The sequence below is a fragment of the Mesorhizobium sp. M7A.F.Ca.CA.004.06.1.1 genome (assembly GCF_003999135.1).
Lineage (GTDB): Bacteria > Pseudomonadota > Alphaproteobacteria > Rhizobiales > Rhizobiaceae > Mesorhizobium.
Genome location: NZ_RZPQ01000085.1, coordinates 1 through 13066, shown reverse-complemented (window position 1 = coordinate 13066; position 13066 = coordinate 1). Strand labels below are relative to the sequence as shown.

At 62.0% G+C, this 13066-nt stretch carries 9 protein-coding genes and 3 pseudogenes; 8 read left to right on the top strand and 4 right to left on the bottom strand.

Features of this window, described 5'->3' with window-relative positions:
* Positions 1-700: pseudogene (locus tag EN906_RS08120) on the top strand (cell division protein FtsH); the annotation flags it as partial.
* A 248-nt stretch (positions 701-948) separates the two neighbouring features.
* Here EN906_RS08120 and EN906_RS08115 read toward each other — a convergent pair.
* Both EN906_RS08115 and EN906_RS08110 read right to left on the bottom strand, forming a co-directional pair.
* A complete protein-coding gene (locus EN906_RS08115) occupies positions 949-1401 on the bottom strand; it encodes a hypothetical protein (RefSeq protein ID WP_127267141.1) in 453 nt (150 codons plus the stop codon).
* A gap of 242 nt (positions 1402-1643) precedes the next feature.
* Positions 1644-2480 (bottom strand): hypothetical protein, encoded by an 837-nt coding sequence (locus tag EN906_RS08110; RefSeq protein ID WP_127267140.1) that lies wholly within the window; start codon positions 2478-2480, stop codon positions 1644-1646.
* 367 nt (positions 2481-2847) lie between these two features.
* Between EN906_RS08110 and glmM the strand changes: the two genes are divergently transcribed.
* From glmM to serA, 5 genes are all read left to right on the top strand, one after another.
* On the top strand, positions 2848-4200 hold the full coding sequence (gene glmM / locus EN906_RS08105) for a phosphoglucosamine mutase (protein ID WP_127267139.1): 1353 nt from the start codon (positions 2848-2850) through the stop codon (positions 4198-4200).
* Positions 4201-4471: 271 nt separating this feature from the next.
* Positions 4472-5308, top strand: a complete 837-nt coding sequence (locus tag EN906_RS08100; protein WP_127267138.1) for an outer membrane protein — start codon at positions 4472-4474, stop codon at positions 5306-5308.
* A 208-nt stretch (positions 5309-5516) separates the two neighbouring features.
* A complete protein-coding gene (locus EN906_RS08095) occupies positions 5517-6281 on the top strand; it encodes an outer membrane protein (protein WP_127267137.1) in 765 nt (254 codons plus the stop codon).
* A gap of 205 nt (positions 6282-6486) precedes the next feature.
* A complete protein-coding gene (locus tag EN906_RS08090) occupies positions 6487-7662 on the top strand; it encodes a phosphoserine transaminase (RefSeq protein ID WP_127267136.1) in 1176 nt (391 codons plus the stop codon).
* 67 nt (positions 7663-7729) lie between these two features.
* On the top strand, positions 7730-9331 hold the full coding sequence (gene serA, locus EN906_RS08085) for a phosphoglycerate dehydrogenase (RefSeq protein ID WP_127267135.1): 1602 nt from the start codon (positions 7730-7732) through the stop codon (positions 9329-9331).
* A 56-nt stretch (positions 9332-9387) separates the two neighbouring features.
* Here serA and EN906_RS08080 read toward each other — a convergent pair.
* Positions 9388-9856 (bottom strand): annotated as a pseudogene (locus EN906_RS08080) (DUF2231 domain-containing protein).
* 151 nt (positions 9857-10007) lie between these two features.
* Positions 10008-10913: a DMT family transporter gene (locus EN906_RS08075; protein WP_127267134.1), complete on the bottom strand. Its 906-nt coding sequence runs from the start codon at positions 10911-10913 to the stop codon at positions 10008-10010.
* A 208-nt stretch (positions 10914-11121) separates the two neighbouring features.
* Between EN906_RS08075 and EN906_RS08070 the strand changes: the two genes are divergently transcribed.
* Together EN906_RS08070 and EN906_RS08065 are read left to right on the top strand one after the other, a co-directional pair.
* Complete coding sequence (locus tag EN906_RS08070; RefSeq protein ID WP_127267133.1) at positions 11122-12420, top strand: adenylosuccinate synthase; 1299 nt, start codon at positions 11122-11124, stop codon at positions 12418-12420.
* Positions 12421-12495: 75 nt separating this feature from the next.
* Positions 12496-13066, top strand: a pseudogene (locus EN906_RS08065) (hypothetical protein); the annotation flags it as partial.

Below are 13066 nucleotides of genomic sequence, written 5' to 3'. Positions count from 1 at the left end.
GGCCGAGAAGGAGCTGACCGCCTACCATGAGGCCGGCCACGCCATTCTCGCGCTCAACGTGCCATCGGCCGATCCGCTGCACAAGGCCACGATCATTCCACGCGGTCGCGCGCTCGGCATGGTCATGCAGTTGCCCGAAGGCGACCGCTATTCGATGAGCTACAAATACATGATCTCGCGTCTCGCCATCATGATGGGCGGCCGCGTCGCCGAGGAGTTCAAGTTCGGCAAGGAGAACATCACCTCCGGAGCCTCTTCGGATATCGAGCAGGCGACCAAGCTGGCCCGCGCCATGGTCACGCGCTGGGGCTTTTCCGACAAGCTCGGCCATGTCGCCTATGGCGACAACCAGGAAGAAGTGTTCCTTGGGCATTCCGTGGCCCGCACGCAGAACGTCTCGGAAGAAACGGCGCAGATCATCGATGCCGAAGTGCGCCGCCTGATCGACGAGGCCTATTCGTCGGCGAAGTCCATCCTGACCAAGAAGAAGAAGGAATGGATCGCGCTGGCGCAGGGCCTGCTGGAATACGAGACGCTGTCCGGCGAGGAGATCAAGCAGTTGATCGCCGGCCACAAGCCCGCGCGCGACCTCGGCGACGATACGCCGCCGAGCCGTGGCTCGGCCGTGCCGAAGTCCGGCGGCCGGCGAAAGAAGGGTCCTGAGCCCGAAGGCGGTATGGAACCGCAGCCGTCGAGTTGAGCTTGACCACTGATTTCATCGAACGCCGCGGCTTACTCCGCGGCGTTTTTTGTTTTTGGCGTTGAGGAGGAGTTGTCCGCGACCTCGCATCTGCGACGGTGACGATTGGCGAAAGCCTAGGTGATAGCCAATCTCCCCCCGCAAGGGGGGAGATTGGCAACGTCGCCGCTGGCGTGCCCTCGAAGGCAACAAAAAGGCCCGCGAACCCTGCGGTTCGCAGGCCTTCTCTTCTTCAGATGCCTTGTCGCTCAGCTCTTCAGCTTGGCATTGCACAGGCTGTAATAACCGCCGCCCTTCTGGATCCAGCGAAGGCCGTTCAACGTGCCCGCGTCCTTGTTGCCATGGTAGCCCTGCAGACAGGTCTTCATGCGCGCCTTCGCGGGCTTTTCGGTCTTGAACTCGCCGGCCAGCGTGGTCGGGAATGTCACGCCCGCGGGCGCTACAGTGGGGGCGACCGCCGCGCTGGTTTCCTTTTTCGTCTGCGGCTCGGTTTTGACCGTATCCTCGCTGACACTGTCCGCTGCTGATGTCGCGCACTTCTCCTTGCGAAAAGCCGTCCAGTCCATGCCGTTCAGAGTGCCGCCTTCCTTGGCTGTTCGATAGGTCTCGCCGCATTCCTTCATCGTCAGTGCGCTTGCGGGGGCGACGCTCCAAGCGACAAATGCGGTCGCAGCCAATACCGCCAATTTCAAACCGTGCATAAGACCCTCCTGGTTGATAATAAGTTTGGCGTCTTTTTGTATATGGTTTGTTCTCTATATGTTCAACCAGAATCTTTACGGACTACCGATGAGCTTGGCGGTGGGCAGTGTAGGCGAATTGATGATGCCAGCAGCCCGGCGACATGCAGATGCGAGCAAGGCAGCGTGCGTCTTCGCGCAACAAAAAAGGCCCGCGCATCTTGCGATGCGCGGGCCTTTGTTTGGAGACTATGGCTAAGCGATCAGCCCTTCAGCTTGGCATTGCACAGGCTGTAGAAGCCGCCGCCCTTCTGGATCCACTTCAGGCCGCCGAGCGCGTTGGCGTCCTTGAGGACATAATACTGGTCGAGGCAGGTGTGCATGCGGCCCTTTCCGGGGGTCTCGCTGGCATATTTCGCCGAGATCGCGGACGGGAACTTGACGCCCTTGGGCGCAGCCGTCGTCGGCTTCGCCGGCTCCGTGGTGTAGCTGGCCTCGTCGGCGGCCGGCACCGTGTCGTCATCCGATGCGCCGGCGCCGCATTCGGTCTTGCGGAAGTCGTTCCACTTCATGCCCTTCAGCGTGCTGGCCGTCTTGGCGGCCTGATACTTGGTGCTGCATTCGGCCATGCTCAGACCCTTGCCGTCGGCGGGGGCCGCGGCAGCCTTGGTGGTTGCCGGCTTGGCGGCGGCAGCGGCGGATGCACCGGCGGCGCATTCGGACTTGCGGAAGTCGTTCCACTTCATGCCGTTCAGCGTGCCGGCAGCCTTCGCCGCCTGGTATTTGGTGCTGCATTCCTTCGCCGTCAGGCCCTTGGCCGTGCTGTCGTCCGCAGCGGCGGCAGCCTTGGCTGCCTTGGCCGGCTTCGTCTCGGCAGCCTTCGTGGTATCGGCCGGCTTGGCGTCGGTCGTCGCGGCGGCGTCGGTGCCGCACTGAGCCTTGCGGAACTGGTTCCAGGTCGCGCCGGCGAGTGTCCCCGCATCCTTGGCGGCGTTGTATTTCGTGCTGCACTCGGCCATCGTCAGTGCGTTGGCTGGCGCGGCCAGGAACAAGGTCGCGACGGCGAGGCCGGTCAAAGTGGCAAGTCGGTGGATGAGCATAGCGTTTCTCCGTTGCAGCAGCCCATGATACGTCCCTGCAGATCAATATCGCTCAACGGGCGGTTGCGCCAGATGCTAAGTGGCGTATATATCGCCGAAAACCGGTTTCTCCCGATAAGGTGATGAAATCGTTGTCCGTTGTCTGGTTCAGAGCAAGATTTTCCTGGTGCATCCGCGCTGAAAGGCTCGCATGACTTGTATATTGCAACATGGCAGTCTGGGCATGTCAGGTTGCGGCCACGTGTGTGCAGTGCACAACAATGGTTTTCTAAGGATTGGTAACGTATAATCACACAATGTGATCATAGCGCCCTGGCCAATTGTGGCATGACGTGCCGGGGAAGAAACGTCGAGGAAGCTGACTAGCATGGCAGGGAATTATTTCGGCACGGACGGCATTCGCGGACGCGCCAACAAGTTTCCGATGACGGCTGAAATCGCTATGCGGGTCGGCATGGCCGCCGGCCTTTCCTTCCAGCGCGGCAGCCATCGACATCGTGTCGTGCTCGGCAAGGACACCAGGCTTTCCGGCTATATGATCGAGAATGCCATGGTCGCCGGTCTTTGTGCCGCCGGCATGGACGTGTTCCTGCTCGGCCCGATCCCGACGCCGGCTGTCGCCATGCTGGTGCGTTCGCTGCGCGCCGATATCGGCGTCATGATCTCGGCCTCGCACAACCCCTATTACGACAACGGCATCAAGCTGTTCGGACCCGACGGCTACAAGCTCTCCGACGAAATCGAGGAGCGCATCGAGAGCATGCTCGACAAGGATATCGAACTGGCGCTCGCCGATTCCGACGGGCTTGGCCGCGCCAAGCGCGTCGACGGCGTGCATGACCGCTACATCGAATTCGCCAAGCGCACCTTGCCGCGCTCGATGTCGCTCGCCGGCTTGAGGATCGTTGTCGATTGCGCCAATGGCGCGGCCTACAAGGTGGCGCCCGAGGCGCTGTGGGAACTGGGCGCCGAAGTCGTCGCCATCAATGTCGAGCCCAACGGCTTCAACATCAACAAGGAATGCGGCTCGACCCATCCGGCCGGCCTGCAAAAGAAGGTGCACGAAGTGCGCGCCGACATCGGCATCGCGCTCGACGGCGACGCCGATCGTGTCGTCATCGTCGATGAAAACGGCGCGATCGTCGATGGTGACCAGATCATGGCGCTGATCGCCGAATCCTGGCACCAGAGCGGGCGGCTTGCCGGCGGTGGTGTCGTCTCAACCGTGATGTCCAATCTGGGCCTCGAACGCTTCCTCGGCGACATGAAGCTGCAATTGCACCGCACCAAGGTCGGCGACCGTTATGTCGTCGAGCATATGCGTGCGCATGGCTTGAATGTCGGCGGCGAACAGTCGGGTCATATCGTGCTGTCCGACTTTTCGACGACCGGCGACGGCCTGGTCTCGGCGCTGCAGGTGCTCGCCTGCATCAAGCGGCAGGGGCGGCCGGTCAGCGAACTGTCGAAGAAATTCGAACCCGTGCCGCAACTCCTGAAGAACGTCCACATTTCCGGCGGCAAGCCGCTTGAGGAGGCGCCGGTCAAGGCCGCCATCGAAGACGCCCGCAACCGCCTCGGCAAGACCGGACGGCTGGTTATCCGGCCATCAGGGACAGAGCCGCTGATCCGCGTGATGGCCGAAGGCGACGACCCGCAACTGGTCGAGTCCGTGGTCAATGGCATAGTGGACATCATCTCGGAAACGCGCAGCGCCGCTTGATCCCAGCGCGTCCAGCAGGACGTGGATCTGACAACCAGGCGCGCCGCGCTCCCTTAACCGGTCCAAGGCCCGCCCCTCGGCGGGCTTTTTCTTGTCAGCCGCCACTTTGTTCGGTGTCCGTAAATCTCGCGCCTATCCCTAGAAGTTTCGAGATTCGTGGTTAAGCAACAGGGTTAAACGCCTTTTAACCTTTGCAATTCATTATCCACGACTGAAAGCCAATCGCATTTCGGGCGGGTTCGCCGTTCCGAGCTTCTCAGGGGTGACAAGCATGTTCAAGACAGCAAGAAAGGCCCTGCTCGCCTTCCTGTTCGCAGGGTTGGCAGGGCCGTTGTTCGCGGCCGATCTGCCGGAGCCGATGGTTGAAGAGGCTCCGCCTCAGGCCATCTACGAGCAGCCGGTCGAGGTCGGCGGCTGGTATATCCGCGGCGATATCGATTATCACAAGTCGACCGTGCGCGGCATCGACTATATGACCTACACCGTCGATCCCTGTAACTGTACGGTCACGCCCGGCACCAGAAGTTTCGATTTCGGCAAGCTCAAGGGCGGTTTCTCGCTCGGTGCCGGCGTTGGTTACAAGATCAACGACCACTTCCGGACCGACCTGACGGCCGACTATTGGTTCAAGTCGAACTTCAACGGCGGCACCTCGGACATCAACGGTACTTCGACCGAAGTATCGAAGATGAGCGCCCTGCTGCTGCTTGCCAACGCCTATGTCGATCTCGGCACCTACCATGGCATCACGCCTTACGTTGGCGCCGGCATCGGCGGCGCCCGCGTCAAGTGGGATGATGTCTATGACCCGAACACCACCGAGTTCAATCCCGGCAGATCAAGCTGGCGTTTCGCCTACGGTCTGATGGCCGGCGCTTCGTACTGCCTGACCGACAAGATCATTCTCGATGCCGGCTACCGCTTCTCCCATATTCAGGGCGGCCGCATGTTCGACTGGAACATCACCAGCTCCGGTCCCGGCTTCGATCGTGGCATCAACACGCACGAAGTGCGCGGTGGCCTGCGCTACCAGTTCGGTGGCAGCAACGGTTGCGCCGCGCCGGTCGTGGCCTACCAGCCCGAACCCGAGCCGATCTACACCAAGTAACAGCATCTACATTACTTGCATTCTTCACAAACCGCCCGGCCTCAGCCGGGCGGTTTTTCGTTGGGCCGCCTGGAATCGACAGGGGAAATGAATTCGCTAACGCTCTGTTAGCCTTAACCGGCACTTAACCACTATGGTTAACAATGCTCCTTGAAACGATGGCTGCCGCTGCGATTGCGGGCTGCGCCAAATTCGGGAGTCGGGGACCATGAAACTTACATCGCGTATGGCGCTGGCGCTCGGTGCACTGGCCTTCCTGCCGCTGACGCCGGTGCACGCGGCCGACTACGATCCGCCGATCTATGTCGACCAGGCGCCCGACTACGTCCCGGTCGAGGTCGGTTCCGGCTGGTATCTGCGCGGCGACGTCTCCTATCTGGCGCAGAAGAGCTTCGACAATCATGATTTCGCCACCGAAACCGCAGCCTTCAGCGACAAGGAAGATCCGATCTTTGCCAGCATCGGCTTCGGCTACCATTTCAACGACTATCTGCGCGCCGACCTCAATCTCGGCTATCTGCCCGGCAACGAGATCGGCGTCGGCTATGACGATTCAGCGACTGCCGCAGAGCCGACCGTGGCGTCGGCATCCCTTAAGAACTACGCCTTGTCGGGCATACTCAACGGCTATGTCGATCTTGGCACCTATGTCGGCATCACACCCTATCTCGGCGCCGGTATCGGCATCGTCCGCAGCAAGCGCACCCTGTCGGCAAGCTATTTCACCGACAATGGCGACGACACGGACGATTTTGCTGTAAGTGACAGCAAGACCCAGTACTCGCTGGCCTACACGCTGAATGCGGGCCTCGCCTATCAGGTATCGAAGAACGTTTCCGTCGACCTGGGCTATCAGTATTTCTCCGCCCCGGACGCCGAATATGTAGCCGCCGAGAGCCTAGATTCCTATCCGATCCGCAAGGGGATCAGCAATCATCAGGTCAAGCTTGGGCTGCGCTACGATCTTTGGTAGTAGGTACGGCATGCACGAAAACGCAGACGGCGGATCTTTCGGGGTCCGCCGTTTGCGTCTGAAGTCACGACATCCTGATCAGGGATCGCCGGTATCCCGGCAGCGACAAAAACTTTCCTCTTGACGCCCGAAGTCTGAACGCATATCGCCGTCCGTGGGCCACCCCTCCCCAACGAGGGGCCACTATCTGGAAGGATAGACCACGATGACGACGCATACGAAGCCCGGACTCCGTCCGGCAAACCCCAATTTTTCCTCAGGTCCCTGTGCAAAACGTCCCGGCTGGTCGGTCGAGGCGCTGAACAATGCCGCGCTCGGCCGTTCCCACCGCGCCAAGATCGGCAAGACCAAGCTCGAACAGGCGATCGAGCTGACGCGGGAAATTCTCCAGGTCCCGGCGGGTTACCGCATCGGCATCGTGCCGGCGTCGGACACCGGCGCGGTCGAGATGGCGCTGTGGTCGCTGCTTGGCGAGCGCGGCGTCGACATGGTCGCCTGGGAGAGCTTTGGCTCCGGCTGGGTCACCGACGTGGTCAAGCAGTTGAAGCTCGCCGACGTGCGCAAGATCGAAGCCGGCTACGGCGAACTGCCTGATCTCACCAAGATCGATTTCGACCGCGATGTGGTCTTCACCTGGAACGGCACCACGTCGGGCGTGCGCGTGCCGAACGGCGATTTCATTCCCGCGGACCGCAAGGGCCTGACCGTCTGCGATGCGACTTCCGCCGCATTCGCGCAGAGGCTCGACTTCGAAAAGCTCGATGTCGTCACCTTCTCCTGGCAGAAGGTGCTGGGCGGCGAGGGCGCTCACGGCATGCTGATCCTGTCGCCTCGCGCCGTCGAGCGGCTGGAGACCTACAAGCCTTCATGGCCGCTGCCGAAAATCTTCCGCCTGACCTCGGGCGGCAAGCTGATCGAAGGCATCTTCAAGGGCGAGACCATCAACACCCCCTCGATGCTGTGCGTCGAGGATTACCTCGATGCGCTCAACTGGGCGAAGTCGACCGGCGGTCTCGACGCGCTGATCGCCAGGGCGGATGCCAATACGGCCGTCCTCGATCGCTTTGTCGGCAAATCCTCCTGGCTCGGTCATCTCGCCGTCCAGCCGGCGACACGGTCGAACACGTCCGTCTGCCTGTCCTTCACCGACCCGGACGTGTCCGCGCTCGACGCCGAGGGGCAGGCGGCTTTCGCCAAGGGGCTGGTGTCGGTGCTCGACAAGGAAGGCGTCGCCTACGATATCGGTGCCTATCGCGACGCACCGCCCGGCCTGCGCATCTGGTGCGGCGCGACGGTCGAGACGTCGGATCTCGAGGCGCTGCTGCCCTGGCTCGACTGGGCCTTCGCCGCGCAGAAGGCGTCGCTCAAAGCGGCGGCCTGAGATCATTCGCGGCGGCCTTCGGGTCGCCCATTCCCATCAGGATCAAATCCATTTCAAGGAGGCCGCCATGGCGCCCCGCGTTCTCGTCTCAGACAAACTCTCCCCCACCGCCGTGCAGATATTCAAGGATCGTGGCGTCGAGGTCGACTATCTGCCCGATCTCGGCAAGGACAAGGAAAAGCTCGCCGAAGTGATCGGCCAGTATGATGGCCTCGCCATCCGCTCGGCGACCAAGGTCACCGAAAAACTGATCAACGCCGCTACCAATCTCAAAGTCATCGGCCGTGCCGGCATCGGCGTCGACAATGTCGATATCCCGGCGGCAAGCCGCAAGGGCATCATCGTGATGAACACGCCGTTCGGCAATTCGATCACGACAGCCGAACATGCGGTGGCAATGATCTTCGCGCTTGCCCGCCAGATACCGGAAGCCAACGCTTCGACCCATGCCGGCAAATGGGAAAAGAACCGATTCATGGGCGTCGAGATCACTGGCAAGACGCTGGGCGTCATCGGCTGCGGCAACATCGGTTCGATCGTCGCGACGCGCGGCGTTGGCCTCAAGATGCACGTCATCGCGTTCGACCCGTTCCTGTCGGACAGCCGTGCCGAGGAGCTTGGCGTCGACAAGGTCGAGCTCGACGAACTGTTCGCCCGCGCCGATTTCATCACCCTGCACACGCCGCTGACCGACAAGACGCGCAACATCATCGATGCCGCGGCGATCGCCAAGATGAAGAAGGGCGTGCGCATCATTAACTGCGCTCGTGGCGGGCTGGTCGTCGAGGCCGACCTGATCGCGGCGCTGAAGAGCGGCAAGGTGGCCGGCGCCGGCGTCGACGTCTTCGAGGTCGAACCGGCCGAGAACAACGAACTGTTCGGCATGGAGAATGTGGTGGCGACGCCGCATCTCGGCGCCTCGACGACGGAGGCCCAGGAGAATGTCGCGCTCCAGGTTGCCGAGCAGATGGCCGACTATCTGATCAAGGGCGCCGTCTCCAACGCCATCAACATGCCGTCGATCACCGCCGAGGAGGCGCCGCGGCTGAAGCCTTTCGTCAAGCTTGCCGAAGTGCTCGGCGCCTTCGTCGGCCAGGTCACCGAGGATCCGATCAAGGAGGTCGAGATCCTGTTCGACGGCTCCACCGCGACGATGAATACGCGCGCGCTGATCAGCGCCGCACTCGCCGGGCTGATCCGGCCTCAGGTCTCCGACGTCAACATGGTGTCGGCGCCGATCATGGTGAAGGAGCGCGGCATCATCGTCGCCGAGGTCAAGCGCGACAAATCGGGCGTGTTCGACGGCTACATCAAGCTTACGGTGAAGACCGAGCACATGACGCGCTCGATCGCCGGCACATGCTTCTCGGATGGCAAGCCACGCTTCATCCAGATCAAGGGCATCAACCTCGATGCCGAGGTCGGCCAGCACATGCTCTACACCACCAATGCCGACGCGCCGGGCATCATCGGCCTGCTCGGCACCGTCTGCGGCGAGAACGGCGTCAACATCGCCAACTTCCAGCTCGGCCGCAACCGGCCGGGCGGCGATGCCATAGCGCTGCTCTATCTCGACGCGCCGTTCCCGGAAGCCGTGCTGGAAAAGGTCAAGGCGCATAAGTCGATCGACTCGGCCAAGCGGCTGCAGTTCGACATCAACGCGATGTGATCGAGGACAGGCGGTCGCCGACCCCCTCGTTGAGGCCGGCCGCCGCGGCGGCCGGTTCAGGTCAACTCGTCGGATCCATCGGAGACAGCCACGCGATGTCGGTAGACCAGTTCCCAACCCTTCCAGCCCGTAAACAGCAGGATGAGAACCACGATCAGCGATAGGACGAAGCCGGTTGGCATCACGGCCGCCGCTCCGCCGGCATACCGCGAGTACCAGTTGTAAAGCTCGATCAACACGACGAGTACATTGCCGCCGGCATGGAGCCATGCCGTCGTGAGATTGCGGATCTGAACATCGCCGAGAACATCCGTCAGGCCGGCAAGCGCAGCCAGGGCTGCCATGATCGATCAGGCCTGCGCCGAGAAGCCAAAGCGACCCGGTGACCCATCCGGGATCGGCTGTTCGCCAGAAGATAAGATCGCAAACGAAGGCGCCGACAAAAAAGGCAATCGGAAACGGAATCAGCATGGGATGGATAGGGTGACCGGCAATGCTTGCCGTGCTGCGAGGGTTCGGGCTCATCATGTCGCCTCCCTGCCGTTCAAACTCCGCTGGAGGTGAAATGTTCCAAGTGAGGACGCGGCAGGGTTTATGCCGCTGTTTCCGGGCCATTGGCTAGATCCATGCTGTTCGCGTGAATCGCTGCAACGGGGAGAGCGTCAGCCGCCACATGTCATCTGCGGTGGTCCGCCACCGCCATCTTGCGCCCGCTGTATTCGGCAAGCCCGATGCCGCCCAGCACGAGCACCAAAGCCAGTGCCTGATAGAGGTGGAACGTCTCGCCGACGATCAGCACCGACAGCAGCGTGCCGAAGATCGGCACCAGATTGATGAACAGGCCGGCGCGGTTGGCGCCGATCAGTTCGTTGCCTCTGATGTAGAAGATCTGCGAAACGACGGAGGCGCCGATCGCCGTATAGACGATGACGGTCCAGCCGCGCGCATCGGGCATGATGACCTTGCCGGCGACGACCTCCCACAGGAAGAACGGCAGCGAAGTGACGAGTGCCGCAACCGACAGGGCCAGCATCAGGCTCTGCCAATGCATCACCGGTTTCAACCGCAGTCCGACCGAATAGCCGCTGTAGAGAAACACGGCGACCAGCATGATGGCGTCGCCGAAATTGAGTTCCAGCGTCAACAACCGGCGCGGGTCGCCATGGCAGGCGGTGAGGATCACGCCGGCGATGGTCAGCACGACGCCGACAATCTGCGCCCAGTTCACGCGCAGGCGGAAGAAGACGAAATTGGCAGTCATGATCAGGATCGGCATCGCCGCCTGTTCGATCGAGACATTGATCGCTGTCGTGTAGTTGAGCGCCGTGTAGAAGATGGTGTTGAACAGGGTGAAGCCGCTGGCGCCGAGGGCGACCAGCACGAACCAGTGCTTGCGGACGACCGGCCAGTCCTTCTGGATGGTCTTCCAGCCGATGGGCAGCATGATCGCCACGGCCAGCACCCAGCGCAGAAAGACCAGCGTCATCGGCGAGACGTGATCGACCGCCAGCTTGCCGGCCACCGAATTTCCGCCCCAGAGCAAGGTGGTGAGCAGCAGGAATATGTAGGCGCTTCGATGCATCGCGGGATTCCAGTCGCCGGAGCTGCGGTGTTTGCCGGCCTATTGCGGTCACTCGCCCAAGTAAATGATGTCAAAGCCGAAAATTGTTGTGCCTCAGGGCATTTTCGACGGCAAAGAAAGGTCGCGCTCGCGAGGTCTTGACGTTATAGAGGCCTGTCGTTTCGAACCATATTCAAGCCGCTTGGCGGCGTCTCAAGGGAAAAGAAACATGGCCAATGTGGTGGTCGTCGGCTCGCAGTGGGGTGACGAAGGCAAGGGCAAGATCGTCGACTGGCTGTCGGAGCGGGCCGATGTCGTGGTGCGTTTCCAGGGCGGCCACAATGCCGGCCATACGCTGGTCGTCGACGGCAAGGTTTACAAGCTGTCGTTGCTTCCGTCGGGCGTCGTGCGCCAGGGCAAGCTGTCCATCATCGGCAATGGCGTCGTGTTCGACCCGCATGCTTTCGTCGCCGAGGTGGCCAAGCTCAAGGCGCAAGGTGTCGAAGTCGCACCGGATCGCCTGAAAATAGCCGAAAACACAGCGCTTATCCTGTCCCTGCATCGGGAGCTGGACGGATTCCGTGAGGACGCCGCATCCAATTCCGGGACGAAGATTGGCACGACCCGTCGTGGCATCGGCCCCGCCTACGAGGACAAGGTGGGCCGGCGCGCGGTCAGGGTGATGGACTTGGCGGATTTGGAAACACTGCCCGTGAAGGTTGACAGGCTGCTGACGCACCACAATGCGCTGCGTAGGGGGCTTGGCCATGCGGAAGTCACGCATGACGCGATCATGCAGGAATTGACCTCGGTCGCCGACGACATCCTGCCCTATATGGACCGGGTCTGGAAGATCCTCGACGACAAGCGCCGGGCTGGCGAGCGTATCCTGTTCGAGGGCGCGCAGGGCACGCTGCTTGACATAGACCACGGCACCTATCCGTTCGTAACCTCGTCGAACACGGTTGCCGGACAGGCTGCCGCCGGCTCCGGCGTCGGCCCAGGCGCCATCGGCTATGTGCTCGGCATCACCAAAGCCTATACGACACGCGTCGGCGAGGGTCCGTTCCCGACCGAGCAGAAGAACGAGGTCGGCGAATTCCTCGGCACGCGCGGCCATGAATTCGGCGTCGTCACCGGCCGCAAGCGCCGCTGCGGCTGGTTCGACGCGGTGCTGGTACGCCAGGCCGTCGCTGTCAACGGCATCAAGGGAATCGCGCTGACCAAGCTCGACGTGCTTGACGGGCTGGACGAGATCAAGGTCTGCACGGGTTATCGTCTCGACGGCGAGATGATCGATTATCTGCCGGCCAGCCAGGGCGCCCAGGCACGTGTCGAACCGGTCTACGAGACGCTCGAGGGCTGGAAAGGCACCACTGCCGGCGCGCGCAGCTGGAACGATCTGCCGGCCCAGGCCGTCAAGTATGTCCGCTACATCGAGGAGCTCATCGGTGCCCCGGTAGCACTCCTTTCCACCAGCCCGGAACGCGACGACACGATACTTGTGACCGATCCGTTTCAAGACTAGTTTCTGAAGCCTTTCCGGGCATCGCGGCCGATTTGCGGGGGCCGGCGCGGAAACAAAATACAGGTCGACTGAAGCATGGCAGATTACGTTGCTATTCTGAAAAAGGCGCTCGGCAAGCATGGCGACGAGACGCCGGAAAAGCGTACGCGCATCTATGCCAGCGTTCGCACCATGCTGGCGAAGAAGCTTGAGGAATATTCGCCGCCGCCGGCCGCCGAAGCCATAGCCACGCAGATGCGTTCGCTGGAAGACGCGATCGCGAGTGTCGAGCGGGACTATGCCAAGAGCCTGCCGGAGACCGATCCGCTGGCGGAGCTGGAACACATCTTTTCATCGATCGATCGCAACAAGAATCAGCCGAGCCATACACGGCAGCCGGCCAAGGCCGAATCGGCCTGGCCCGCACCGCCCGCTGCAAAGCCTGAATCTTATCAGCCCGCGCCACCACCTGCCGCCAAGGTCGAGCCGAGCTGGCAAAGGGCGACGCCGGCGCCTTCCCAGCCGGCTCGCGCCGACACGCCTCTTCCAGGTATGGATGCCGACGAGGCGGAGGACGAGGCAGATGTCTTTTCCAGCGACGAAGAGCCGGTGTCGGACACCTTCCAGCGCCTGCGTCCCGCCGAGCGCAAGCGCAGCTATGGTGGGC

Coding starts and splice junctions, on each gene's coding strand:
- EN906_RS08115 (WP_127267141.1), bottom strand. CDS start 1,401: ATGCACGGTTTGAAATTGGCGGTATTGGCTGCGACCGCATTTGTCGCT.
- EN906_RS08110 (WP_127267140.1), bottom strand. CDS start 2,480: ATGCTCATCCACCGACTTGCCACTTTGACCGGCCTCGCCGTCGCGACC.
- glmM (WP_127267139.1), top strand. CDS start 2,848: ATGGCAGGGAATTATTTCGGCACGGACGGCATTCGCGGACGCGCCAAC.
- EN906_RS08100 (WP_127267138.1), top strand. CDS start 4,472: ATGTTCAAGACAGCAAGAAAGGCCCTGCTCGCCTTCCTGTTCGCAGGG.
- EN906_RS08095 (WP_127267137.1), top strand. CDS start 5,517: ATGAAACTTACATCGCGTATGGCGCTGGCGCTCGGTGCACTGGCCTTC.
- EN906_RS08090 (WP_127267136.1), top strand. CDS start 6,487: ATGACGACGCATACGAAGCCCGGACTCCGTCCGGCAAACCCCAATTTT.
- serA (WP_127267135.1), top strand. CDS start 7,730: ATGGCGCCCCGCGTTCTCGTCTCAGACAAACTCTCCCCCACCGCCGTG.
- EN906_RS08075 (WP_127267134.1), bottom strand. CDS start 10,913: ATGCATCGAAGCGCCTACATATTCCTGCTGCTCACCACCTTGCTCTGG.
- EN906_RS08070 (WP_127267133.1), top strand. CDS start 11,122: ATGGCCAATGTGGTGGTCGTCGGCTCGCAGTGGGGTGACGAAGGCAAG.